This is a genomic window from Stenotrophomonas sp. Ste86 (genome assembly GCF_024519465.1).
Taxonomy (GTDB): domain Bacteria; phylum Pseudomonadota; class Gammaproteobacteria; order Xanthomonadales; family Xanthomonadaceae; genus Stenotrophomonas.
On the sequence record NZ_JALJRW010000020.1, the window covers coordinates 1 to 22,283 of the forward strand.

Consider the following 22,283-nt stretch of genomic DNA (forward strand, 5'->3'; position numbering starts at 1 on the left):
TGCCCTTTCCGGCGAATGTCCTCCGGCGTCGGCCTGCGGCCGCCCCCTCCCCCTTGATTTCGCCTCCAAGGGCATGGGAGCCCAGCGCCCGACCCACCGACCAGCGTCAAAACGCCTGGCTTCTATCTGATTACCGCAAGCCGAGCCCCTTAGCGGCCGGTAGGGTCCTGGGCAAAATAAAGGAGGAGGCCGCAACGCGGCCGGGGGACATTTGCGCCAGGGGCCTACCGGCTGCTAAGGGGCCCTCACGCTCGCGACAGACCTGAGCGGAGACAACATCAGACCCAGATGGGCCCTGGACTACACAGTCACACACGTATCGCCGTGCGCCATTTGCGACTGCCCTTGCAACAAGACGCTCCCCTCAGATGGGAGAAGAACTTTCCAGTCTGCCGGTTGGAGCTATCCATCGGCCTGGCGCGCAGAGCCACGCCAGGCGCGGCTGCGCTCTGTTGCGACATCGTGCCGAGCTGCACGCGGCAACCACGCATGGCGTGGATCCACCCACTTGGGCAACCCTTCATTTCCTGCTGCCCTTGCCGCTACCTCCAAGGACCTCATGCCGCGCTGTTCGTGGCGCACAACCGACGGATCGATACGCATGCAGACGGGCACCAGCGACAGCACTTCCGATACCACCCTCCAGGCCCCGACCGGCGTCAGCCTGCCGCCGGTGGATGTGCTGCTCGACGATCATGGCGCTGGCGATGCGCCCGACGCCGACACCCCCGCACCCGGCGCGATCCGCTACCGGCTGCCGCTGGTGGCCGTGCCGGACAACGTGCTGTTGAAGGCCGCGGTGCAGAAGCTGGTCGAGCAGAAAGCCCAGCTCGACGTGCTGGCACGCAACCCGGCCCTGGCCGGCCTGCTGCCGGCCGACTGGCAGGGCAGCGGTGTGCGCGCGGTGGACCTGCAGGGCTTCGTGCTGTCGGTGCTGCCCTTCCTGCAGAACGCGGCCAAGGCCGAAACCGCACCGGCACGCCTGCCGCTCAAGCACGTACTGGGCGATGCCGGGCGCTGGGACAGCGGCGACGTGGACGAGCCCAAGTCCCTGGCGTTCTTCCTGGCCAGCGACGACCGCGCCAGTGCCGGGGCCAAGGACCCGGCCGAAGCCTACCTGGTTGCCGCGCTGGGCCTGGCCTGGGCACACGAGGGGCGCACCCGCCCGGGTTTCCTGCGGCAGATGGGCTACGACAGCATGGCAGCGCGCGTGCACCTGCTGCCGTATCCCGAACCGGGCCAGCTGGCCCTGTATGGCGTGGTCGCCAACGGCGTCAGCCAGCTCTGGTGCGTGCTCGACCGGCGCAAGCTGCGGCCGCTGCTGGCGCAGTGGATCAGCGTGCCGGTGTTGACCGCCTACGGCGTGAGCGCGCCGGGCACGTGGCCGACGTCGTTCCCGCCGGTCGAAGAAGTGGCGCAGATGCTGGCCACCGCGCGTACCGGCAAGGGCCCGGTGGAAGTCGACCTGACCCGGGTCGCCGCCAAGGTCCAGCAGGACGCCTCGGCCGAAACGTGGATGCCGGTCAGTCTGCTTCAGGTGGGTACGTGGGCGCCGCGCTGGGGCTACTTCATGGCCACCTTCATCGGCCTGCCCTCGGCGCTGCTGGTGCTGGCCGCGCTGGCCCTGCCCAATGCGATAGAAGCGGCCGTGGTGGCCGCCTCGTTGGCCTTTGCCGGTGGCGCCATCGGCGCGTTGGCCGCGCCGTGGGTGCATGCCCGGCGCAAGCACCTGAGTTGACCCGCAACGCCCCAGCGGCGTTGCCTGCCCTCAGCCCTGGTCCATCTTCTGCAGACCTTCCCCGGCCAGGCGCAGGATCAGCGCCTCCAGCATCTGTTCCTCCTCTTCGCTGAGCACGGACATCAGCTTGCGGGTGATCTCGATCACCAGCGGGGCGATGGTCTCGTACACCTCGAACCCGGCCGCCGACAGCGCCAGTACCGAGCGACGGCGGTCGTCGCCATGGGTTTCACGCTTGATGAAGCCACGCTCGAGCAGTCTGGCCACGGCCCGGCTCACGGCCACCTTGTCCATCGCCGTGCGGTCGGAAACCTCGCTGGCCGATGAGCCCGGGTACAACGCCAGGATGGTGATGACCCGCCATTCCGGGATCGCCAGACCATAACGGTCCCCATACAGCTTGGCGATATTGCCGCTGACCCGGTTGGACAGCACGCTCAGCCGGTAGGGCAGGAACTGCTCCAGGTCGAGCAGGGCGTGCGAGGCGCGGATGCTGTGGCTGCTGGGATCGGGCGGGCTCATGCTGCGGTGCACCTTGATGGTGGTTTCATGTGAAACTATAACCTACGTTCCGGACACCGCATTCTCGCGGGTCTGCCGCCCCACCGCACCTGGTTTTTTCCGATGCGGACTTGCTTTGGAGCCACATCATGAGCAGCCAACTGAGCACCGCGTCCCACGCACCCGATCCGGGCATGCAGGTCACCACCTTCGAAAACCCGATGGGCATCGACGGTTTCGAGTTCGTCGAGTTCGCCGCGCCGGCCGGCCGTGGCGCCGAACTGCACGCCTACTTCCGCAAGATGGGCTTCACCGCGGTACTGCGCCACAAGCAGCGCGCGATCACCGTGTACCGCCAGGGCGACGTCAATTTCCTGGTCAATGAAGAACCCGATTCGTTCGCCTCGGACTTCGCTGACAAGCACGGCCCGTGCGCCTGCGGCTTTGCCATCCGCTTCAAGAAGCCGGGCGATGAGGTCTACCAGATGGCGCTGGGCAACGGTGCCGAAGCGATCGACTTCAAGCCGGAAACCCGCGCGGTGGCCGCGCCGATCATCAAGGGCATCGGCGACTGCATGCTGTACCTGGTGGACCGCTACGGCGCCAATGGCAGCATGTTCGACACCGACTACGCCCCGATCGAGGGCGTGGACCCGCGTCCCAAGGGCTTCGGGCTGACCTTCATCGACCACCTGACCCACAACCTGTACTTCGGCAACATGCAGCAGTGGTCGGACTACTACGAGCGCCTGTTCAACTTCCGCGAGATCCGCTACTTCGACATCAAGGGCCTCAAGACCGGCCTGGTGTCCAAGGCGATGACCGCCCCGGACGGCATCGTACGCATTCCGCTCAACGAGTCGTCCGATCCGAAGAGCCAGATCAACGAGTACCTGGACGCCTACAAGGGCGAGGGCATCCAGCACATCGCCTGCTTCACCGAAAACATCTACGACACCGTGGAAGCGATGCGCGCCCAGGGCGTGGAGTTCCTCGACACCCCCGACACTTATTTCGACGTGATCGACATGCGCGTGCCCAACCACGGTGAAGACGTGGCGCGGTTGGCGAAGAACAAGATCCTGATCGATGCCGATCCGGAGACCCACCAGCGCAAGCTGCTGCAGATCTTCACCACCAACTGCATCGGCCCGATCTTCTTCGAGATCATCCAGCGCAAGGGCAACGAAGGCTTCGGCGAAGGCAACTTCACCGCGCTGTTCGAGAGCATCGAGCGCGACCAGATCAAGCGCGGCGTGCTGTAATGAAATTGATTCAGGCCGGAATCGTTTTCGCCCTCACCGTCGGCTTTACTGGAACAGTTCTGGCTTCCGTGCCTGGAAAAATGCTCTGTTTTACTACTACCTACACAGCATTCGGCGACAAGCCAGTAACTCTTCGACAGTGTGCTGACGACCAGCGAGCTGTTGCGATTCTGCATTTACGGGTCCAAGGAAAGAAATTTTCCGGACTGGCCTTGACGGAGGGCAGTGGGCCGTCCTTCCATGCATTAGAGGATGGATCGGTCAGGCGATCAGCGGTGGCGGTGTTGGGTGATGAGCAGGGCGGAAAATTTCCGCTAAAGGTTCAAATTGAAGTCGACGGAACGGTGGCAATTTTTGAGGCAGCCGCTGGCCTTGGCGAGAGAGGAACGGCCGAAACCCCGCTTGGCTTGGTTGAATACACTCTTGCCAGCTACTGATCGAAACGGGGGCGTCGCAAGCTCCTTAAAGGCGCACCCCACGATCAGTGCGGACTCGATTTAACTATCTGGAGAGATCTATGAGCAGCACTTACCAGACCGGTTTCGGCAATGAGTTCGCCACCGAGGCGGTGCCCGGCGCGTTGCCGGTCGGCCGCAACTCGCCGCAGCGGGTGGCGCATGGGCTGTATGCCGAACAGCTGTCGGGCACCGCGTTCACCGCGCCGCGCGGCAGCAATCGGCGCAGCTGGCTGTACCGGATCCGTCCGGCGGTGACGCACGGTGAGTTCAGCGCGTATGCGCAGCCGCACCTGCACGGTGATTTCGCGCATGGCGCGGTGTCGCCCAACCAGCTGCGCTGGGACCCGCTGCCACTGCCGCCCACCCCCACCGATTTCATCGATGGCCTGTACACCATGGGTGGCAACGGCTCGCCCGATGCGCATCATGGCGTGGGCATCCACCTGTATGCGGCCAACGCCGACATGCAGGGCCGTTACTTCTACAACGCCGACGGCGAGCTGCTGATCGTGCCGCAGCTGGGCCGCCTGCGTCTGCTCACCGAGCTGGGCGTGATCGAGATCGAACCGCAGCAGATCGCGGTGATCCCGCGTGGCGTGCGCTTCCGGGTCGAACTGCCCGATGGTCAGGCACGTGGCTACGTGTGCGAAAACTTCGGCGCGCTGTTGAAGCTGCCGGACCTGGGGCCGATCGGCTCCAACGGCCTGGCCAATCCGCGCGATTTCGAAACCCCGCAGGCCGCGTTCGAGAATATCGAGGGCGCATTCGAACTGATCGCCAAATTCGGCGGGCAGCTGTGGCGTGCCGACATCGATCATTCGCCGCTGGACGTGGTCGCCTGGCACGGCAATTACGCGCCGTACCGCTACGACCTGCGTCGTTTCAACACCATCGGCTCGATCAGCCACGACCATCCGGACCCGTCGATCTTTCTGGTGCTGCATTCGCCCAGCGATACCGCCGGCACCAGCAACATGGACTTCGCCATCTTCCCGCCGCGCTGGCTGGTGGCGCAGGACACGTTCCGGCCGCCGTGGTTCCACCGCAACATCGCCAGCGAGTTCATGGGCCTCATCCACGGTGCTTACGACGCCAAGGCCGAGGGCTTCGTGCCCGGCGGCGCCTCGCTGCACAACTGCATGAGTGGCCACGGTCCGGATGCGGCCACTTTCGACAAGGCCTCGGCGGCTGACCTGAGCAAACCGGACGTGATCAAGGACACCATGGCCTTCATGTTCGAAACCCGTGGGGTGATCCGCCCGACCGCGCAAGCCATGGAGGCCGCGCACCGGCAGCGCGGTTACCAGCAGTGCTGGAAGGGGTTGAAGGCGAACTTCACGGGGTGATTGCAACGCGGGCCGCCGAGGCGGCCGGCGCCGAGTCACGTCGCGTGGCAGTGGCAGGACAGGGCGGCGCTCAGCATGACGCCCTCGGCGACGCGGTGGACCAGACGGTGTACCCACTGTGGACACCGAGCAATCCCCTCCATGCAGTGCCTTTTCAACTGACCATTGCCTCAGGCTGTTGCAACAACGGTCTGCTGCACCTGCGCGGCATGCGCTTCCGGCAACACCTCCAGCACGCGCTGCCGCACCCGCTCGGCATACCCGGGCGAGGTCAGGCCCGGCAGCGCCGTCAGGGCGATGTACAGCGAGGCGATGACGTCTTCGTCGCTGCGCGCGCGCTGCAACGCGTGCAACAGCGCGGCGGCCTGCGGGTGGCGCTGCATTTCCAGGATGCCCAGCAGGTAGATGCGCGCGGCCACCAGCGAGCGACGGCGTTCGGTGGGCGGGGGCACAGCCGGTGCGGGTGCGGGCCCGGGCGCACTGGCCGGCGCCGCCAGCGGGGCCGGCTCTGCTGGCGCGGTGGACACCAGGTACCCGGCCTGGATCAGCTGGATCACCATGGCCGACGCCTCTGCGCCGATCATCGCGCTGAGCTGGGGCAGGTCGCGCTGGCCGTCGCATAGGATCAGCAGGCGGCGCTGGCGCATGTCCAGTGGCGCGCGGTGGGCCTGCAGGGCGGTGCGGGCGAGGTCGGTCTTGCGCGGTTGCATGGGCGTAGGGTCGATGCGGTGCAGGCCGAGCCTGAACGCGGCAGGTGAAACGGCGATGACAATCGCGTCACTGCATGCAACCGCTGCACGGGGATCGCGCTAGTCTGCCGGGCACTGACTGGAGGACATCACATGAAGCAGCTGGGAGGCGTTTTGGCACTGGGCATCGTGCTGGCATTGGCAGGCTGCGGGCGCAGCCCGGAAACCCCGTCGAAGGACGCCCAGGCGGCCGCGCCGGCACCGACCACGCCGGCTGTCGGCGCTGCGCCAGACAAGGGTGCGGCTGCCGGCCCCGACGCCGCGGCCGCCACCGGTCCGGCGCGGCTTGACGGCTACGGCGCGATCGCACTGGGCAGCACGCTGGAGCAGGTGCGCACCGCGTGGAAGGAACCCCTGCAGGGCGACGTTCCCGACGACTACTGCCACGCGCTGCGACCGCAAGGCGCGCAGGCTGACGATGTGGTCTTCATGATCGAAGGCAAGCGTCTGGTCCGCTACGACGTGCGCAACGACCGCATCGCCGCACCCGGCGGTGGCAAGGTCGGCATGTCGCTGGGCCAGCTGCAGACGCTTTATCCCGATCGGGGTGACGTCACCGCGCACAAGTACGACGAGAAGGGCCACAACCTGCGTGTGCGCCCGGCTACCGAGGGCGGCGCGCTGATCAACTTCGAGATCGGCGGCGACGGCAATGTCACCGCCTGGCGGGTCGGCCAGACCCCGCAGGTCGACTACGTAGAAGGCTGTTCGTAAGCCGACGGCGGCGCGTGCCCGGAGCGGGCCGCGCCGCTGCACCCCCGCTTCGGTGGTTTCCTCACCCCCTGCGCGCACGCTGGCTCTAGAATCGGGCCATTGCTGCCTGGGGATGTGCCGATGATTGCTGCTACCGCGTGGTTCCTGCTGGGATTGCTGCTGCTCGCACTGGGCGGCGATTCGATCGTCAAGGCCGCCTCCGGCCTGGCCCAGCGCTTCGGCGCCTCGCCGTTCGTGGCCGGGCTGCTGCTGGTCGCCTTCGGTACTTCGCTGCCCGAGCTGGTGGTCAACGCCCGCGCGTTCGTGGTCGGCGCCGAAGAACTGGCACTGGGCAACGCGGTCGGCAGCAACATCGTCAACGTCGGGCTTACCCTTGGCCTCGCCGCGTTGGCCGCGCCCCTCCTGGTCCGCGCACGGCTGCTCTCGCCCCTGCTCATCCTGCTCGCCGTGGCCAGCCTGGCGCTGATCGTGTTCGGCCTGGACGGCGTGGTGACGCGCTGGGAGGGTGGCCTGCTGCTGCTTGGTTTCGTGGCCGTGCTGGCGTTCGTGCTGCGACGTGCGCGGCGGGAATCCGGACCGGTGCGCGAGGCCATCGCCGGCTATGCGATGACCCGCACCGGGCTGTTCCTCAATGTGCTGCGCCTGCTGTTTGCCGGCCTGTGCCTGTACTACGGCGCGCGTTGGATCGTGCAGGCCGCGCCGGTTTTCGGTGCCGGGCTGGGCTGGTCGCCGCTGCTGGTGGGCCTGCTGCCGGTAGCCATCGGCACCGCGCTGCCGGAAGTGGCGGCGGCGATCGCGGCCGCCCGCCGTGGCCAGGGCGACATGGTGCTGGGCCACGTGATTGGCTCGAGCCTGTTCAATCTGCTGGTGGTGGTGGGCGGCATGGCGGCGCTGCGGCCGCTGGCGGTGCCCGCGTCGTTCGTGAAGCTGGAGCTGCCGGCGGCGATCGCCTTCGTGCTGGTGCTGTACCCGATGCTGCGTGGCGACCTCACCGTCAGCCGCCGCGAAGGGGGCGTGCTGGTGGTGGCATTCCTGGCCTGGATCGGGTTGGAGCTGGCGCTGGTCAGAGGCGGCTGAACGAGGCAGCGTCCCGTAGAGCCGACCGTTGGTCGGCTGCTCCGGTTGCGATGTGGGTGCAGCCGACCAACGGTCGGCTCTACGCGCGGGATTGGCGGCGGCCGACCAATGGTCGGTTCCACGCGGGTTCGGCCCGGTATCCGATCCCGGTCCGGAACCTCTCCGTCTCCCTCATTACGGCGCCTGATCGCCTTCTGGTCGCGGCGGCGGCAACTGTTCTTCCTTGGCGGTTTCATGTCCCGGCAGGCTCGGGCGCTTTTCCATCATCAGCGACAGCGCCGCCTTGGCCATCATGTGTGCGCTGATCGGCGCGGTGATGAACAGGAATACGGTGATCAACAGCTCGCGCGGCTGCGGATCCTGGCCCAGGAAGATGTGGTAACAGACCGAGCCCACCAGCACGCAGCCCACGCCCAGGGTGCTGGCCTTGGTCGGCGCGTGCAGACGCTTGAAGAACGTCGACAGCTTCACCAGGCCCAGCGCGCCGACCAGGATGAAGAAGCAGCCGAACAGCAGCAGGATCGACAGCACGATCTGGATGAAGGTGATCATTCGACGATATCCCGGCGCAGCACGAACTTGCTCAGCACCACCGTACTGCCGAAGCCGAGCATGGCGATGATCAAGGCCGCCTCGAAATACACCGCCGAGTTGAGGTACATGCCGAACAGCATCAGCTCGGCAATGGCCGTCACCGACAGCGTGTCCAGCGCGAGGATGCGGTCGGGCACGGTCGGGCCGCGCAGCAGGCGCCAGGTGGCCAGCAGCATGGCCAGCCCGACCACGTGCATGCACACGGCCATCGTGGTCTGGATGAAGGTGTAACCGGTCATGGGAAGATCTCCATCAGCGGGGCTTCGTAACGGCGCTTGATCTGCGCGATCAGTTCGTCCGGATCGTCCAGGTGCAGCACGTGCACCAGCAGGTAGCGGCGGTCGTCGGACAACGCCGCCGATACCGTGCCCGGGGTCAGCGTGATCATGCTGGTCAGCGCGGCGATGCCGTGGATGTTGGCGATGTCCAGCGGCAGCCAGATGAAGCCGGGGTGGATGCGACGCTCCGGGCCGAGTACCTGGATGGCCACGCGGATGTTGGATACCAGGATGTCCCACAGCGTCACGAACACCAGCTTGGGCACCGGCCGCAGCGAGCCGATGCGGGCGAACTCGCGGTCCAGGCGCGCGGCGAACAGGGGCACCACCAGGCCCAGCAACATGCCCAGCACGAACTGGCCGACGGTGAAGCTGTCGGACATCAGTAGCCAGAACGCCACCACCATCACGCTCAGCGAGGGCGAGGGAATCACGCGTTTGTACAGCGAAGGCTTGTGCGTCATGGCTGGCGGATCTCCGGCGTGGTGGCGCGCAGCTCACCCACGTATTCCTTCGGCTGCAGCAGCTGCCTGGCCATCGCATCGGTGTGCTGCATCAGCGGGCCGGCGAACAGGCTCATGGCGATGCCGTAGCTGAGCAGCAGCGCGGCGGCGATGAGTTCGACGGTGCGGGTGGGCGCCTTGCGCGGTGGCGGTACACCTTCCTCCTGCACCGGCACGCGCCAGAACAGGCGGATGCCGCCACGGGTGAGACCCACGATCACCATCAGGCTGCTGCCCAGCACCGCGGTCCAGACCACGCCGGTGTACTGGGCCGGCATCCCGGCCAGCAGCGCGGCCTTGGCCAGGAAGCCGGACAGCGGCGGCAGCCCGGCTACCGCGACCGCGCCGATCAGGAACAGCACCGCCGGGGTCTGCTTGCCGGGCATCGGCGCGATGATTTCCTTTTTGTCGCTGGCACCGCCACGACGGCGACGGATCAGGTCGGCGATAAGGAACAGTGCGGCGGCCACGAAGGTACTGTGCGGCAGGTAATACAGCCCGGCCGACAGCACCTGCGGGGTACGCACGGCGAACGCGATGAACAGCGTCGCTGCCGACACCACCACCAGGTAGGAGATCATCACGCGCAGGCGCGCGGCCGCCAGGACACCCAGGCCGCCCACCACCAGCGTGGCCACGCCGGCCCACAGCAGCCAGTCGCTGCCGTAGCCGGCCATCGGGCCGGCATCCTCGCCGAACCACAGCGTGCTGACCCGCAGCACCGCATACAGGCCGACCTTGGTCATGATCGCAAACAGCGCGGCCACCGCGGCCGGTGCGCGCGCATACGCCTCGGGCAGCCACAGGTACAACGGCATCAGCGCAGCCTTGCTGCAGAACACCAGCAGCAACAAACCCATGGTGGCCTTGACCAGCACCAGGTGCGAGGCCGGCACTTCGGCGATGCGCTGGGACAGCTCGGCCATGTTGAGCGACCCCAGCGAGGCATACAGCAGGCCGAGCGCGATCAGGAACAGGGTCGAGGCGGTGACGTTGAACACCACGTAATGCAGGCCGATGCGCATGCGCAGGCCGCGCCCGCCGCTGAGCAGCAGGCCGTAGGAGGCGATCAGCATCACCTCGAAGAACACGAACAGGTTGAAGATGTCGCCGGTGAGGAAGGCACCGTTGAGGCCGACCAGCTGGAACTGGAACAGCGCGTGGAAATGCGGTGCGCGCCGATCCCAGCCCGAGCAGGCATGCAGCAGGCACGGAATGGCCAGCAGCAGCGTGGTCACCAGCATCCATGCCGACAGCCGGTCGGCCACCAGCGCGATACCCAGCCGTGCCGGCCAGTCGCCGAGCAGGTATACCGCGATGCTGCCATCGGCGGTCTGGAAGAACAGCAGTGCCACCGCCGCGGCCAGCGCAGTCAGCGTGGTCCAGGCCACCGCGCGCTGCACCCGGGGCCCATAGCGGCGGTGCTCGACGAACAACGAACAGGCCGCGCCGAACAGCGGAATCAGGATCGGCAGGATCACCGCATGGTTCATGCGCCGCCCTCCCGGCCGGGGGCGGTATCGGCGGGGGCGTCGTCGGCCTCTTCTTCGTGCGCGTCGACGTGGTCGCTGTGGTTGTCGCTGCGACTGCGCATGGCCAGCACGATGCTGACGGCGGTCATCGCAAAGGCGATCACGATGGCGGTCAGCACCAGCGCCTGCGGCAGCGGATCGGTGTAGTTGCCCAGGTCGCTGTCGATGCCCTCACGCAGCACCGGCGCCTTGCCTGACACCAGGCGGCCACCGGCGAAGATCAGCAGGTTGGTGGCGTAGGACAGGAAGGTCATCCCGAGGATGACGTCGAAGGTGCGCGCACGCAGCAGCAGGTAGATGCCGATCGCACTCAATATGCCGATCGCGCTTGCCAGGGCCAGTTCCATCAGTGCATCTCCCCGGTTTCTGCCGAACGACGGTTGGGATCGATCTCGCCCTTGCGGGCGTTGCGGGTACGCGAGGGCTTGATCGTGCCCATCATCGACAGGATCAGCATCGCCCCGCCGAACACCACCAGGTACACGCCGGTATCGAACCCGATCGCGCTGGCCAGCGGCACCTCACCGATCAGCGGGATATGCAGGTCCAGGTGCCCACTGGTCAGGAACGGCACGCCGAACAACATCGAGGCACTGCCGCTGACGATGGCGATCAGCAGGCCGGCACCGATGCAGCGGATGTAGTCGAAGCCGAACCGCGATTCCACAGAGGTGGTGCCCTGGATGACGTACTGGATCAGCAGCGGCACGGCCAGCACCAGGCCGGCGATGAAGCCGCCACCGGGCGCGTTGTGGCCGCGCAGGAACAGGAAGATCGAGACGGTGAGCGTGAGCGGGAACATGATCTGGGCCAGATCGGCCGGCACCGGCAGCTTGATCGGCGGGCCCGGCATGATCTGCTCCGGCGCCATGCGTGAGCGCCGCAGCATCGCGTGCACCACCAGCGCGGCAATGCCGAACACGGTGATTTCACCGAAGGTATCGAAGCCGCGGAAGTCGACCAGGATCACGTTGACTACGTTCTGCCCATAGGCTTCGGGCAGGGCGCGCGCGACCAGCTCGCCGGCCATGGTGTTGGGCGGCAGCGTCATCGCGGTGTAGGCCAGCGCGGCCAGGCCGCCACCGCCGATCACCGCGATCAGCGCATCACGGCGCTTGCGCCAGCGCGAATGTTCCGGCGCCGACTGGGTGGGCAGGTAGTTCATGCCCAGCAGCATCAGCACCAGGGTGACCATCTCCACCAGCAACTGGGTCAGGGCCAGGTCTGGGGCGGACAGGAACACGAAGGTCAGCGACACCATCAGCCCGACCCCGCCCATCACCAGCACCGCCAGCAGACGCTGCCGATAGACGAACAATGCGCTTACCGCGCAGGCCATCATCACCAGCCACAGCGTCCAGCCCAGCAGCGGCAGTGGCTGCGGCGAGGGCCAGTTGGGCGAGCCCGGATCGGCCACGAACGGGGCCAGCGCGACGATGATCGCCACCACCACCAGCGCCATCAGCATCCGCTGCAGGCTGCCGTTGGCCAGCGCCTGGGTCAGCCGGTGGGCGAAGCCGAACACCAGGTCCAGCTGCTTGTGGAAGATGTTGCGGCCGATCGCGCGGCTCACCACCGCGTGCAGGTCGATCAGGCGGCGCAGGCCGAAGTACAGCGCGATGCCGCCGATCACCCCGGCGATGCTCATCATCAGCGGCGTGTTGAAGCCGTGCCACACCGACAGGCTGTAGGCCGGCATCGCCGGGCCCAGGATCGAGGCGGCGGCGGCGTGCAGCACCGGGGCGATGGTGATCGCCGGGGCCACGCCGACCGCCACGCACACCACCACCAGCACTTCCACCGGCACCTTCATCCAGCGCGGCGGCTCGTGCGGCACGCGGTCCAGGTCGTGCGGGCCATCACCGAAGAAGGTGTCGTGCACGAAGCGCAGGCTGTAGGCCACGCCGAACACGCCGGCCAGCAGCGCGGCGATCGACATCGCCATGCGCATCGTTTCCGGGCCACCGGCGGTGAGCGCTTCGGCGAACAGCATCTCCTTGGACAGGAAGCCGTTGAGCAGCGGAATGCCGGCCATCGCCAGCGAGGCGATGATCGCCAGCGTGCTGGTGAACGGCATCAACCGCCGCAGTCCGCCGAGCTTGCGCATGTCGCGGGTGCCGGTCTCGTGGTCGATGATGCCCGCGGCCATGAACAGCGAGGCCTTGAACGTGGCGTGGTTGAGGATGTGGAACACGCCGGCGACCACCGCCATCGGCGCCGACAGCCCGAACAGCATCGTGATCAGGCCCAGGTGGGAGATTGTCGAATAGGCCAGCAGGCCCTTCAGGTCGTGCTGGAAAATCGCGTTCCAGGCCCCGATCAGCAGGGTGATCGCCCCGATCCCGCTGACCGTGTAGAAGAACAGATCCGTGCCCGACAGCGCCGGATGCAGCCGGGCCAGCAGGAACACACCGGCTTTGACCATGGTCGCCGAGTGCAGGTAGGCCGACACCGGGGTAGGCGCGGCCATCGCCTGCGGCAGCCAGAAGTGGAACGGGAACTGCGCGCTCTTGGTGAAGATGCCGGCCAGCACCAGGAACAGCGCATACGGATACAGCGCGCTGGCGCGGATGGCATCGCCGGAAGCGAGCACCGCATCCAGTTCGAAACTGCCCACGATACGGCCGATCAGCAGCACGCCACCGAGCAGGGCAAGCCCGCCGCCGCCGGTGACCACCAGCGCCATCCGCGCGCCCTCGCGGGCGTCCTGGCGGTGCGACCAGAAGCCGATCAGCAGGAACGAGCTGATGCTGGTCATTTCCCAGAACACCATCAACAGCAACAGGTTGCCTGACAGCACCATGCCGAGCATGGCGCCCATGAACAGCAGCAGGTAGCAGTAGAAGCGATGGGCGCTGTCGCGCGCGCTGAGGTAGTAGTGGGCGTACATCACCACCAGCGCGCCGATGGCCAGCACCATCCCGGCGAACATCCAGGCCAGCCCGTCCAGGCGCAGCGAGAAGGCCAGCCCGATCTGCGGCAGCCATTGGCCGAAACTGCGTACGACCCCGCCGGCAAGGATGTCGGGGGTCATCGTGGCCAGCAACGCCAGTCCGCCCAACGGGGCGGCCGCGGCCAACCAGGCGGCCGTGGAGCGGGAGGTGCGGCGGAATGAAGCGACCGCCACGGCCATGATGAACGGCAGGGCGAGCAGCAGGAGCAGGCTGGGATTCATGCAGGGAATACGGGATTCACGAGCAGGCCGTTTAGTCTAACAGGCAGTCAATTGCTGCCGATAGACCCGAATACGCCAGCAATTGCTTGTAACGTGCGTGATTCATTTTTTCAGCCCCTGTCGCGCGCCCATTCGAGAGTGCTGAACGCCGTATGGAAGTCCCACGGCGACTTTGCCGTATCTGGCCCGTCGCGCGGGTCCGGCGCCAGTAACGGCAGGGGCTGGCGGGCCACGCATGGGGCGAGGAACATGAACGGCTGCCTGCCTTCGGACGCCGCGCACGACGATGCTGGACGCCACCCCGTAGAGCCCCAGTGAGCATCCATTTCGTTCAGGAAAACCCGTCGGTGTCGCACGGCCGCGGAGTGCAGGCCGCTGGCCGGCAACCCGACCCTCCCCAACCGCGGGACTAGTACCGAATGCCCAGCCGCCGATATGCCTTGGCCAGCACCCACGCCGGCCCGATCAGCAGATAGGTCAGATCGGTCAGGAAGCTGGGCTTGCGGCCTTCGTACTTGTGGCCGACGAACTGCGCCACCCAGGCCACCACGAACACCCCGGCCGCCGTCCACAGCAGGTTATGCAGGCCGATTTCGGCCTCCAGCAGTCGGCACAGGCAGCCGAACACGAACAGCATCCCCAGCATGCCGATGCCCAGCGGGCGCGACAGCCGGTTGTAGAAACACCATGCGGCGAACATCGCAAACCCCGCCCAGATCCCGTTCTGGAACCAGGTGATCAGCGGCGGCAGGCACCATAGCAGGGCCACGACCGACCACAGGATCGCCGGCACGGCCACCACGTGAATGCGCTGGTTCAGCACATTGCGGTGGTCGTCGGAATAGCTGGCGAAGTAGCGGTCGATCGGGCGTGCGACGGTGGTGGTGGTGGCCATGTTCCCTCCCAGGATCAGCAGAGCATAGCGCTGTGGGGGCTGGCCGGCCGGGGATTGGCGATTCCGTCGGCGTCGGGCATCGAAAACCGCGTCCCCGGCGCGCGGCCGGGGACGCGGTGGGAGTCAGTCGACCGAGATACCCGCCAGGCGCTGCAGCGCCTCGGCGTACTTGGCGCGGGTGCGCTCGATGATCTCCGCCGGGATGCTCGGGCCCGGGGCGGTCTTGCCCCAGTCCAGCGTCTCCAGGTAGTCGCGGACGAACTGCTTGTCGTAGCTCGGCGGGCTGGTACCCACTTCGTACTCGTCGGCCGGCCAGTAGCGCGAGGAATCCGGGGTCAGCATCTCGTCCATGATGTACAGGCGGCCGTCTTCATCGGTGCCGAACTCGAACTTGGTGTCGGCCAGGAGGATGCCGCGCTCGCGCGCGTAATCGGCGGCGAACTTGTAGATGCGCAGGGTGGCATCGCGTACGCGCTCGGCCAGGTCCGCACCGACCGTCTTGACCATCGCATCGAAATCGATGTTCTCGTCATGGTCGCCGACGGCGGCCTTGGTCGACGGGGTGAAGATCGGCTCGGGCAGCTGCTCGGCCTGGCGCAGGCCATCGGGCAGCTCGATGCCGCTGATCTTGCCGGTGCGCTGGTAGTCCTTCCAGCCGCTGCCGATGAGGTAACCGCGGGCAATCGCCTCCACCGGCACCGGCTTGAGCTTGCGGGTGACCACCGCGCGCTTGGCGTACAGCGCCGCATCGACGCCGTCGGGCAGCACGCTGGCCACGTCGATGCCGGTCAGGTGGTTGGGCATCAGGTGCGCGGTCTTGGCGAACCAGAAATTGGAGACCTGGCAGAGCATTTCGCCCTTGCCGGGAATCGGATCGGGCAGCACCACGTCGAAGGCCGACAGACGGTCGGTCGCGACCATCAGCAGGTAGTCCCCCGGCGGCGTGCCGGCGGGGAGCCGTTCGCGCGGAATGTCAAAAACATCACGCACCTTGCCGCGATGGCGCAAGGGCAGGCCGGGGAGATCGGATTGCAACAACGTGGTCGGCACGGGCACTCCTGGGGCTTGTCATGACAGCCGTCCAAGGGACCCTGAGGGCCCGCACAGACAGCGGGCGGCCTAGTGTAAAGCCGGTTGGGCCCGCTGTGACGTAAAATGAGGCTCCTTTGTTGCCACGGCCGCCCAGACCCTCATGCGCTGGTACGGAAAACTGCTCGGATTCATCGCCGGGGCCCTGCTGTTCAGGCCCAATCCGCTGTTTGGTGCCGTAGTGGGCCTGCTTATCGGGCATGCCTTCGACGCCGACTGGTTCCGCCTGAACAAGGAAAACCCCTACCGCGAGCTGGGGTTGACCTCCGAGGCCACCGACGCCGAGGTCGACCTGGCCTACCGCCGGCTGATCTCCCAGTACCACCCCGACAAAGTCGTCGGCGCCGCCCCGGAGCTGCGCCAGCAGGCCGAGCGCAAGTCACGGCTGCTCAACGCCGCCTACGACCGCATCAAGACCCTGCGCAAGCGCTGAGCGCGCGCGGCCCCATTCCACGTACCGAAGGCCCCGGCCATGTCCAACTGCATCATCGCTCCCTCCATCCTGTCCGCGAACTTCGCCCGCCTCGGCGAGGAAGTGGACAACGTGCTCGCCGCCGGTGCGGACTGGGTGCATTTCGATGTGATGGACAACCACTACGTGCCCAACCTGACCATCGGCCCGATGGTCTGCCAGGCGCTGCGCAAGCACGGCATCACCGCACCGATCGACGTGCACCTGATGGTCGAGCCGGTGGACCGCATCATCCCGGACTTCGCCGAGGCCGGTGCCACCTACATCAGCTTCCACCCGGAGGCCAGCCGCCACGTGCACCGCACCATCCAGCTGATCCGCTCGCTGGGCTGCAAGCCGGGCGTGGTGCTCAACCCGGCCACCCCGGTGGACATCCTGGACTGGGTGCTGGACGACCTGGACCTGGTGCTGATCATGTCGGTCAACCCGGGCTTCGGCGGCCAAGCGTTCATTCCCTCGGCGCTCGACAAGCTGCGTGCAGTGCGCAAGAAGATCGATGCCAGCGGCAGGGACATCCGACTGGAGATCGACGGGGGCGTGAAGGCCGACAACATCGGCGCGATCGCCGCTGCCGGTGCCGACGCGTTCGTCGCTGGCTCGGCGATCTTCAACGCGCCGATCAGCTACCAGGACGTGATCGCGCAGATGCGCCACAACGTCGCCAAGGCGAGGGCCTGAGCCATGCCGGTGGCTGCCGTGAACATCCGCGTGGCCACCGCTGACGATGCGGCGCTGATCCTGCGCTTCATCCGCGAACTGGCCCTCTACGAGAAGGCCGAGTCCTCGGTGCAGACCGACGAGGACGGCATCCGCGCCAGCCTGTTCGGGCCCGATGCCAAGGCACATGCGCTGATCTGCGAGGCCGACGGCAACGCCATCGGCTATGCGGTGTACTTCTACAACTATTCCACGTGGCTGGGCCGCAACGGCATCTACCTGGAAGACCTGTACGTCAGCCCGGACCGCCGCGGCAGCGGCGCCGGCAAGGCGCTGCTGCAGCACATCGCGCGCATCGCCGTGGCGCAGAACTGCGGGCGCTTCGAGTGGTCGGTGCTGGACTGGAACGAACCGGCCATCACGTTCTACGAGGCCGCAGGTGCAAAGCCGCAGAGCGAGTGGACCGTGTACCGGATGGAAGGCGAGGCGCTGCGGACCTTCGCCGAAGGCTGAGCACCCGTAGAGCCGACCGTTGGGCGGCTGCGCTCATCGCGGGTCGAAAAAAAGGCCGCACCCTCACGGATGCGGCCCTGGGAATACTCGGAGGCTGATCCTGCCTCCATCCATCGTCCCTGCTATGGCCTTCCATTCTCCGGGCGTCCGGTGACCGTTTGATGACGTTCACCGGGCACCACGGTAGCCGCTGCTAGCCTGCGCTTCCCCACTGCCCTGGTCATGCTGCATGCGTAATCCCCACTGGCGTCTGATCCTCAACGGCAAGGCCACCGGCAACGTGGACCTGCGCGAGGCCGTGCACGCCCTGCGCGAGCGCGGCGTGGTGCTGGAGGTGCGGGTCACCTGGGAGGACGGCGATGCCGAGCGCTATGTCGCCGAGGCCATCGAGCACGGCGTGGACACCATCATTGCCGCCGGCGGCGATGGCACCCTGAGCGAAGCGGCCGAGACCCTGGCCCATCGCCCCGAGTCGGCCGACGCGCTGCCGTCGCTGGGCCTGGTGCCGCTGGGCACCGCCAATGACTTCGCCACGGCCGCCGGCATCCCGGCTGACCCGTTGGAGGCGCTGACCCTGATCGAACAGGAGCTGGCACGCCCGATCGACCTGCTCAACATCGACGCCGACGGCGAGCGCTGGTGGTGCGCCAACGTGGCCAGCGGCGGCTTCGGAACCGAGGTCACCGTGGAGACCGATGAAGGCCTGAAGAAGGTGCTCGGCGGGCTGGCCTACCTGGTGACCGGCATCTCGCGGCTGGGTCGGATCGACCCGATCCGGGCGCGACTGCGCACCCCGGATTTCGACTGGGAAGGCGGCTTCATCGCGCTGGGCATCGGCAACGGCCGTCAGGCCGGCGGTGGACAGGTGCTGTGCCCGGACGCGGTGGTCGACGATGGCCTGCTGGATGTCACGGTCATCCCCGAACTCAGCGGCGAAGTCGCCTCGACCTTCGCCGCGCTGATCAAGGGCGGCAAGCAGGGTGCGCTGGAACAGGTGGCCGAGCGCACGCGTGCGCCGTGGGTCGAGATCGAGGCGGCTGAGCCGATCACCCTGAATCTGGATGGCGAGCCGGTGCAGGCAACGCACTTCCGGATTGAATGCGTGGCGTCGCGGGTGCGGATGCATCTGCATCCGGGGAGCCATCTGCTGGGTGGGTGAGTTGTGGGCGGGTGCTCTGCGCGTGCCGGATCACAGCAGTGGAATGTCTTCCTCCTTGCTGGGGAACTTGAAGGCTTCACGCTTCTTTCGGATGTGCTCGGGCATCGGCGGTCGCGGGATGTTGCGAGCGATCAACCATTGCTGGCATTTCTTCTGCCAGGGCAGCAGGTCGGGCGTGGTGATCTCCCAGTAGATGTCTTCGACCATCCGCATGGGGGGCGCCTCCCCCGATCCAGTCAGTATCTCGGTCTTGATGGTTGGATCTGCGCCGTGCTCCAGCAGCCAGTAGGCGTAATTGAAGCCGCCTCGACTGGTGTACAGGCTCAATATTGTGTCTGCGGAGCCGAGATTGGCCTCATTGATGTTTGCGCCGTGCTCCACGAGCAACTGCACGTTCTTCCATTGGTTCCCACTGATGAAGGCCTGAAACAGAAGCGTCTCGGTGTTTGAGTTGCGTGTGTTCGGATCTCCGCCATGGTCAAGGAGCATTTCCAAGAATCGCGAGTCATCCATCTTTGCTGCATAAACCATTGCGTTGTTGGGGCGGTAGTCTTCGCCGTCCACCTTTCTCAACAATCGGGCGTTCGGATCTGCGCCGTTCTCAAGCATGGCGCGTAGGCCGTCCAAGTTCTTCGCCCGAAGCGGCCAGGCAATCAGCGGAATGCCGTCGCGTTTGGCGAATTCCTTGTTGGGATCAACGCCTTCGTCCTTGATCAGATGACGAATAGTTTTCGCATCGCCCTCTTCACTTGCGATGGCCAGCTGCAATGCCTTGCCTTCGAAATACTGTCCAGCGCCCTGGGCTGAGGTCGCTGCACAGCCGCTGAGAACGAAAAGTGTGAGCCAAGCCGCAGAAAGCAGGCCTTTCATTGTCATCATGTGAAGGCTGGTACGCACGGTGGTCCTAGTATTGAGCCCTGGCGGATGACATTAGCAAAATGTTCTGTTATCCGATAATGGTCGTGGCTCGGGAGAGTCGCGCTCACTTCACAGTGCAATGGAGCTTGCCATGAGTCGTCCCGAGATTGAGGCGCGTGCCCGCGCCATCCAGGAGCAGAATGTCCTTGTCCAGCAGCTTCGCGACAGCGGGCAGGACAGTGCGGCAGACAAGCTCCAGGAAACCTACCACGCGCGTGAGATGTCCGGATTGGCGGCGGACGTGTACCAGTCAGCCAAGCGCGATGGTGAGCCGCCTGCGGGCTGGACGCGCGCCAGCGTGGATCCAGCGGCATTGCGTGCGGCGGGGATCAACATGTCGGACGAAGAAATTCGCAAGCAGTTGCAGCCCAAGCAGTCAGGTTTCCGAGCAGAGATCTACATCCCTGATAAGAGCGTGTTTGGAGAGGACGCAAAGCCCGTCCTGGTCTTCAAGGGGTCAACCGGCGAGATCATCGATCCTGACGCCCCAGGGGGACGCCGCGAATCCGGTGGAGAGGACTTCCTCAACAACGGTCAGCAAGGCATCGGGATGCGCAGTGATTATTATGATCGCGCCATGCAGCTTGCGGCGGTGATGAACCAGGCGAGCCGCGGAAACTTCGAAATCGCCGGCCACTCCCTCGGCGGCGGCATGGCTTCCGCGGCCTCGGCTGTCACCGGTGCGCGCGCCACCACCTTCAACGCCGCCGGCCTGCACCCCGATACGCCGGCGCGCTTTGCCAAAGACAACGGCCTGCCGACCTTCAATCCCGAGCAGAGCGTGCACACCTACCAGACCAGCGGGGAGGTGCTCAACGATGTGCAGAACGGGATGCAGCGTCTGAACGCGCAGCAGCGGCATGCCTATGGCCTGTTGGCCAACGAGGCCAGCCTGCTGCTGCGCGAGCCGATGATGCAGGCCAAGGTCGCCGAGAAGATGCGCGAAATGCTGCCGCCCGGCGCGCAGACCGCCGCCGCGCAGTTTGTGGAGCAACTGGCCACGAAGCCGGGCTATGAGGCGCTGCGCAACATTCCGGTGGCCGCTGGCCGCATGGAGATCGTGCTCGACCCCAAGACCCACGATGCGCAAGGCAAGCTGGTGGACCGCGCGCGTACGGATGCTCCGAGCCAGGTGGCCGAACTGGCCGGACCGCTGTCCAAGGTGCTGCACGCGGCTGCGCATGGCATGCATGACGGGCGCGTGGTCGGTGAGCAGGTCGAGCGCGCAGGCGCGGTGGTGGCGCACGGGTTGGACAAGACCGGCGACGGCGTAGCGCAGGTTGCGCGGGTCAATGGCATGGTGCTCGGCAAAATGGTTGATATGGGATCGACCACGCTGCAGGTCGGCGCGAAAGCCACCACGACGGTGTATGCCGAGGGCCGCGAGCTGACCGGCATGATCGAGTCCACACGCCACCGCGTGGAAAGCAGGGTGCAGTCCGGCGTGCTTTCGCTCGCGTCTTGGGGGGCGGGCAAATTGGGCATGGACGACACCGCCAGAGAACTCAGCCGAGACGCCACTGCGACCCACGCTGCCGGCGAGGCGCGCGCCACGGCCGCCTCCCGCCACGCCCGTGAGGACGCCGACGCGGCGCGGGGCGCGGGCCGCCGCGTCGCAGATACCATCGACCATGGCGGCCAGTGGGCGGCCGGTGGCCTGCGCAACGGCTACGCCACGGCGGGCGCCTACGTCGACAAGGGGTATGACTTGGCCGCGTATCACGTGAAAACAACCGCGGCGCAGGCACCGGCGGTGTTTGCATCGGTGGGTGGCATCGCTGCGGGGCTGCAGAGCACGGCCAGGAACTATGTGCCCACCCCGACTGCGCCGCAGAATATCGGCAACATCATCGAAACCAAGCGGCTGTACGACCGCATCGGCCCGGCCTTCGGCGAGGCAGTCAACCGCCACGGCATGAAAGAAACCGTTATCCCCAGCCTGGACGCGGAACTGATCCGGCAAGAGGCGGCAGCGCGGACGCTGGTGCAGCAGCACGAGCGTATCCAGCACCCGGACGCCGGCCGGCCGGCCAGCGTCGGTACCGAGCCTGGCAGCCGAACGGTCGGGATCAACGACCCCAGCCATCAGGATTACAAGCTCTTCAAGGGTGCACAAACCGGCGTGCACGGCATCGACGCCAGCTTCAACCACACCCCCGACCTGCAAAGCGATCAGCTCGCCGGTGCCTTGGCGGCCAAGGCCAAGCAGGAAGGCCTGCAGTCGATCGAGCGGGTGGTGCTCAGCGAGGATCGCGCGCGTGCGTTCGCGGTGGATACGCCGGACCTGGCCGCCGTCAACCGTCACCTGGCCTATGTCGACGTCGTCGCTGGACGACAGCAGCCGCTGAGCGTCAGTACCGAGCAGGCGGCCGAGGTCGACCGGCAGCAGGACCGGGCGGCCAATGCGCCGCAGCTGACCGCCAGCGTCACCGCCGAACAGCAGGCGCAGGACCAGCAATCGGTGGCCCGGCGGATGGGCTGACCGCCCCGCGCGGCTGACGGGATCGCCCGGCCTGGCCTTGCGCCGGGCTGACCCGCGCCGGCCAAACGGGTTCCATCCCATGCCGCCGATGCGGTACAGTCGCCGGGTGTCCATTCTGACGACCCCGCATACCCTTTCTTCCGCTCGCCGTTGGTGGCGATGGTGGCC

At 66.6% G+C, this 22,283-nt stretch carries 22 protein-coding genes; 11 read left to right on the top strand and 11 right to left on the bottom strand.

Annotated elements, in window-relative coordinates; all coding sequences use genetic code 11:
- Positions 1-601 precede the first annotated feature (601 nt).
- Positions 602-1,738 (top strand): hypothetical protein, encoded by a 1,137-nt coding sequence (locus NR101_RS15315; RefSeq protein ID WP_256776533.1) that lies wholly within the window; start codon positions 602-604, stop codon positions 1,736-1,738.
- A 30-nt stretch (positions 1,739-1,768) separates the two neighbouring features.
- Here NR101_RS15315 and NR101_RS15320 read toward each other — a convergent pair whose 3' ends face one another.
- A complete protein-coding gene (locus tag NR101_RS15320) occupies positions 1,769-2,260 on the bottom strand; it encodes a MarR family winged helix-turn-helix transcriptional regulator (RefSeq protein ID WP_256776534.1) in 492 nt (163 codons plus the stop codon).
- A 128-nt stretch (positions 2,261-2,388) separates the two neighbouring features.
- Between NR101_RS15320 and hppD the strand changes: the two genes are divergently transcribed.
- The 3 genes from hppD to hmgA all read left to right on the top strand — a co-directional run bounded on the left by hppD (position 2,389) and on the right by hmgA (position 5,308).
- Positions 2,389-3,504 carry a 4-hydroxyphenylpyruvate dioxygenase gene (gene hppD / locus NR101_RS15325; RefSeq protein ID WP_256776535.1) on the top strand — a complete coding sequence of 372 codons (1,116 nt, stop codon included), beginning with the start codon at positions 2,389-2,391 and terminating at the stop codon, positions 3,502-3,504.
- Positions 3,504-3,941 carry a hypothetical protein gene (locus tag NR101_RS15330; protein ID WP_256776536.1) on the top strand — a complete coding sequence of 146 codons (438 nt, stop codon included), beginning with the start codon at positions 3,504-3,506 and terminating at the stop codon, positions 3,939-3,941. The genes hppD and NR101_RS15330 overlap by 1 nt, the downstream gene beginning before the upstream one ends.
- Positions 3,942-4,021: 80 nt before the next feature.
- Positions 4,022-5,308 carry a homogentisate 1,2-dioxygenase gene (gene hmgA / locus NR101_RS15335; protein ID WP_256776537.1) on the top strand — a complete coding sequence of 429 codons (1,287 nt, stop codon included), beginning with the start codon at positions 4,022-4,024 and terminating at the stop codon, positions 5,306-5,308.
- A 170-nt stretch (positions 5,309-5,478) separates the two neighbouring features.
- Here the strand turns inward: hmgA and NR101_RS15340 are convergent, their stop codons facing one another.
- Complete coding sequence (locus tag NR101_RS15340; RefSeq protein WP_256776538.1) at positions 5,479-6,018, bottom strand: hypothetical protein; 540 nt, start codon at positions 6,016-6,018, stop codon at positions 5,479-5,481.
- A 132-nt stretch (positions 6,019-6,150) separates the two neighbouring features.
- Between NR101_RS15340 and NR101_RS15345 the strand changes: the two genes are divergently transcribed.
- Positions 6,151-6,771 carry a hypothetical protein gene (locus NR101_RS15345; protein ID WP_256776539.1) on the top strand — a complete coding sequence of 207 codons (621 nt, stop codon included), beginning with the start codon at positions 6,151-6,153 and terminating at the stop codon, positions 6,769-6,771.
- Between the two features lie 120 nt (positions 6,772-6,891).
- A complete protein-coding gene (locus NR101_RS15350) occupies positions 6,892-7,848 on the top strand; it encodes a sodium:calcium antiporter (protein ID WP_256776540.1) in 957 nt (318 codons plus the stop codon).
- 174 nt (positions 7,849-8,022) lie between these two features.
- Here the strand turns inward: NR101_RS15350 and NR101_RS15355 are convergent, their stop codons facing one another.
- The 8 genes from NR101_RS15355 to NR101_RS15390 form a co-directional block, all read right to left on the bottom strand.
- Positions 8,023-8,400 carry a Na+/H+ antiporter subunit G gene (locus tag NR101_RS15355; RefSeq protein WP_256776541.1) on the bottom strand — a complete coding sequence of 126 codons (378 nt, stop codon included), beginning with the start codon at positions 8,398-8,400 and terminating at the stop codon, positions 8,023-8,025.
- A complete protein-coding gene (locus tag NR101_RS15360; protein ID WP_256776542.1) occupies positions 8,397-8,681 on the bottom strand; it encodes a K+/H+ antiporter subunit F in 285 nt (94 codons plus the stop codon). The genes NR101_RS15355 and NR101_RS15360 overlap by 4 nt, the downstream gene beginning before the upstream one ends.
- A complete protein-coding gene (locus NR101_RS15365; RefSeq protein WP_256776543.1) occupies positions 8,678-9,184 on the bottom strand; it encodes a Na+/H+ antiporter subunit E in 507 nt (168 codons plus the stop codon). Before NR101_RS15365 ends, NR101_RS15360 begins: the two co-directional genes overlap by 4 nt.
- Positions 9,181-10,716, bottom strand: a complete 1,536-nt coding sequence (locus NR101_RS15370) for a monovalent cation/H+ antiporter subunit D (RefSeq protein WP_256776544.1) — start codon at positions 10,714-10,716, stop codon at positions 9,181-9,183. The genes NR101_RS15365 and NR101_RS15370 overlap by 4 nt, the downstream gene beginning before the upstream one ends.
- On the bottom strand, positions 10,713-11,102 hold the full coding sequence (locus tag NR101_RS15375; RefSeq protein WP_256777751.1) for a Na+/H+ antiporter subunit C: 390 nt from the start codon (positions 11,100-11,102) through the stop codon (positions 10,713-10,715). The genes NR101_RS15370 and NR101_RS15375 overlap by 4 nt, the downstream gene beginning before the upstream one ends.
- Positions 11,102-13,930, bottom strand: coding sequence for a monovalent cation/H+ antiporter subunit A (locus tag NR101_RS15380; RefSeq protein WP_256776546.1), 2,829 nt, complete (start codon positions 13,928-13,930; stop codon positions 11,102-11,104). Before NR101_RS15380 ends, NR101_RS15375 begins: the two co-directional genes overlap by 1 nt.
- A 409-nt stretch (positions 13,931-14,339) precedes the next feature.
- Positions 14,340-14,825 carry an Mpo1-like protein gene (locus NR101_RS15385; protein ID WP_256776547.1) on the bottom strand — a complete coding sequence of 162 codons (486 nt, stop codon included), beginning with the start codon at positions 14,823-14,825 and terminating at the stop codon, positions 14,340-14,342.
- Positions 14,826-14,948: 123 nt separating this feature from the next.
- On the bottom strand, positions 14,949-15,875 hold the full coding sequence (locus NR101_RS15390) for a phosphoribosylaminoimidazolesuccinocarboxamide synthase (protein WP_256776549.1): 927 nt from the start codon (positions 15,873-15,875) through the stop codon (positions 14,949-14,951).
- A gap of 142 nt (positions 15,876-16,017) precedes the next feature.
- Between NR101_RS15390 and NR101_RS15395 the strand changes: the two genes are divergently transcribed.
- The 4 genes from NR101_RS15395 to yegS all read left to right on the top strand — a co-directional run bounded on the left by NR101_RS15395 (position 16,018) and on the right by yegS (position 18,715).
- On the top strand, positions 16,018-16,347 hold the full coding sequence (locus NR101_RS15395; protein ID WP_256776550.1) for a DnaJ domain-containing protein: 330 nt from the start codon (positions 16,018-16,020) through the stop codon (positions 16,345-16,347).
- A gap of 39 nt (positions 16,348-16,386) precedes the next feature.
- The gene (rpe, locus tag NR101_RS15400) at positions 16,387-17,064 is read left to right on the top strand and encodes a ribulose-phosphate 3-epimerase (RefSeq protein WP_256776551.1); all 678 of its coding nucleotides are present in this window, start codon (positions 16,387-16,389) and stop codon (positions 17,062-17,064) included.
- A 9-nt stretch (positions 17,065-17,073) separates the two neighbouring features.
- Positions 17,074-17,556 (top strand): GNAT family N-acetyltransferase, encoded by a 483-nt coding sequence (locus NR101_RS15405; protein ID WP_256776594.1) that lies wholly within the window; start codon positions 17,074-17,076, stop codon positions 17,554-17,556.
- A gap of 229 nt (positions 17,557-17,785) precedes the next feature.
- Positions 17,786-18,715, top strand: a complete 930-nt coding sequence (yegS, locus tag NR101_RS15410) for a lipid kinase YegS (RefSeq protein ID WP_256776552.1) — start codon at positions 17,786-17,788, stop codon at positions 18,713-18,715.
- 30 nt (positions 18,716-18,745) lie between these two features.
- Here the strand turns inward: yegS and NR101_RS15415 are convergent, their stop codons facing one another.
- Complete coding sequence (locus NR101_RS15415) at positions 18,746-19,585, bottom strand: ankyrin repeat domain-containing protein (RefSeq protein ID WP_256776553.1); 840 nt, start codon at positions 19,583-19,585, stop codon at positions 18,746-18,748.
- 139 nt (positions 19,586-19,724) lie between these two features.
- On the opposite strand from NR101_RS15415, the gene NR101_RS15420 reads away from it, so the two are divergent.
- Positions 19,725-22,115 (top strand): XVIPCD domain-containing protein, encoded by a 2,391-nt coding sequence (locus NR101_RS15420; protein WP_256776555.1) that lies wholly within the window; start codon positions 19,725-19,727, stop codon positions 22,113-22,115.
- Positions 22,116-22,283 lie beyond the last annotated feature (168 nt).

Coding starts and splice junctions, on each gene's coding strand:
- NR101_RS15365 (WP_256776543.1), bottom strand. CDS start 9,184: ATGACGCACAAGCCTTCGCTGTACAAACGCGTGATTCCCTCGCCCTCG.
- NR101_RS15350 (WP_256776540.1), top strand. CDS start 6,892: ATGATTGCTGCTACCGCGTGGTTCCTGCTGGGATTGCTGCTGCTCGCA.
- hmgA (WP_256776537.1), top strand. CDS start 4,022: ATGAGCAGCACTTACCAGACCGGTTTCGGCAATGAGTTCGCCACCGAG.
- NR101_RS15360 (WP_256776542.1), bottom strand. CDS start 8,681: ATGACCGGTTACACCTTCATCCAGACCACGATGGCCGTGTGCATGCAC.
- NR101_RS15415 (WP_256776553.1), bottom strand. CDS start 19,585: ATGAAAGGCCTGCTTTCTGCGGCTTGGCTCACACTTTTCGTTCTCAGC.
- NR101_RS15395 (WP_256776550.1), top strand. CDS start 16,018: ATGCGCTGGTACGGAAAACTGCTCGGATTCATCGCCGGGGCCCTGCTG.
- yegS (WP_256776552.1), top strand. CDS start 17,786: ATGCGTAATCCCCACTGGCGTCTGATCCTCAACGGCAAGGCCACCGGC.
- NR101_RS15355 (WP_256776541.1), bottom strand. CDS start 8,400: ATGATCACCTTCATCCAGATCGTGCTGTCGATCCTGCTGCTGTTCGGC.
- NR101_RS15345 (WP_256776539.1), top strand. CDS start 6,151: ATGAAGCAGCTGGGAGGCGTTTTGGCACTGGGCATCGTGCTGGCATTG.
- rpe (WP_256776551.1), top strand. CDS start 16,387: ATGTCCAACTGCATCATCGCTCCCTCCATCCTGTCCGCGAACTTCGCC.
- NR101_RS15420 (WP_256776555.1), top strand. CDS start 19,725: ATGAGTCGTCCCGAGATTGAGGCGCGTGCCCGCGCCATCCAGGAGCAG.
- NR101_RS15330 (WP_256776536.1), top strand. CDS start 3,504: ATGAAATTGATTCAGGCCGGAATCGTTTTCGCCCTCACCGTCGGCTTT.
- NR101_RS15340 (WP_256776538.1), bottom strand. CDS start 6,018: ATGCAACCGCGCAAGACCGACCTCGCCCGCACCGCCCTGCAGGCCCAC.
- NR101_RS15320 (WP_256776534.1), bottom strand. CDS start 2,260: ATGAGCCCGCCCGATCCCAGCAGCCACAGCATCCGCGCCTCGCACGCC.
- NR101_RS15385 (WP_256776547.1), bottom strand. CDS start 14,825: ATGGCCACCACCACCACCGTCGCACGCCCGATCGACCGCTACTTCGCC.
- NR101_RS15380 (WP_256776546.1), bottom strand. CDS start 13,930: ATGAATCCCAGCCTGCTCCTGCTGCTCGCCCTGCCGTTCATCATGGCC.
- NR101_RS15315 (WP_256776533.1), top strand. CDS start 602: ATGCAGACGGGCACCAGCGACAGCACTTCCGATACCACCCTCCAGGCC.
- NR101_RS15370 (WP_256776544.1), bottom strand. CDS start 10,716: ATGAACCATGCGGTGATCCTGCCGATCCTGATTCCGCTGTTCGGCGCG.
- NR101_RS15375 (WP_256777751.1), bottom strand. CDS start 11,102: ATGGAACTGGCCCTGGCAAGCGCGATCGGCATATTGAGTGCGATCGGC.
- hppD (WP_256776535.1), top strand. CDS start 2,389: ATGAGCAGCCAACTGAGCACCGCGTCCCACGCACCCGATCCGGGCATG.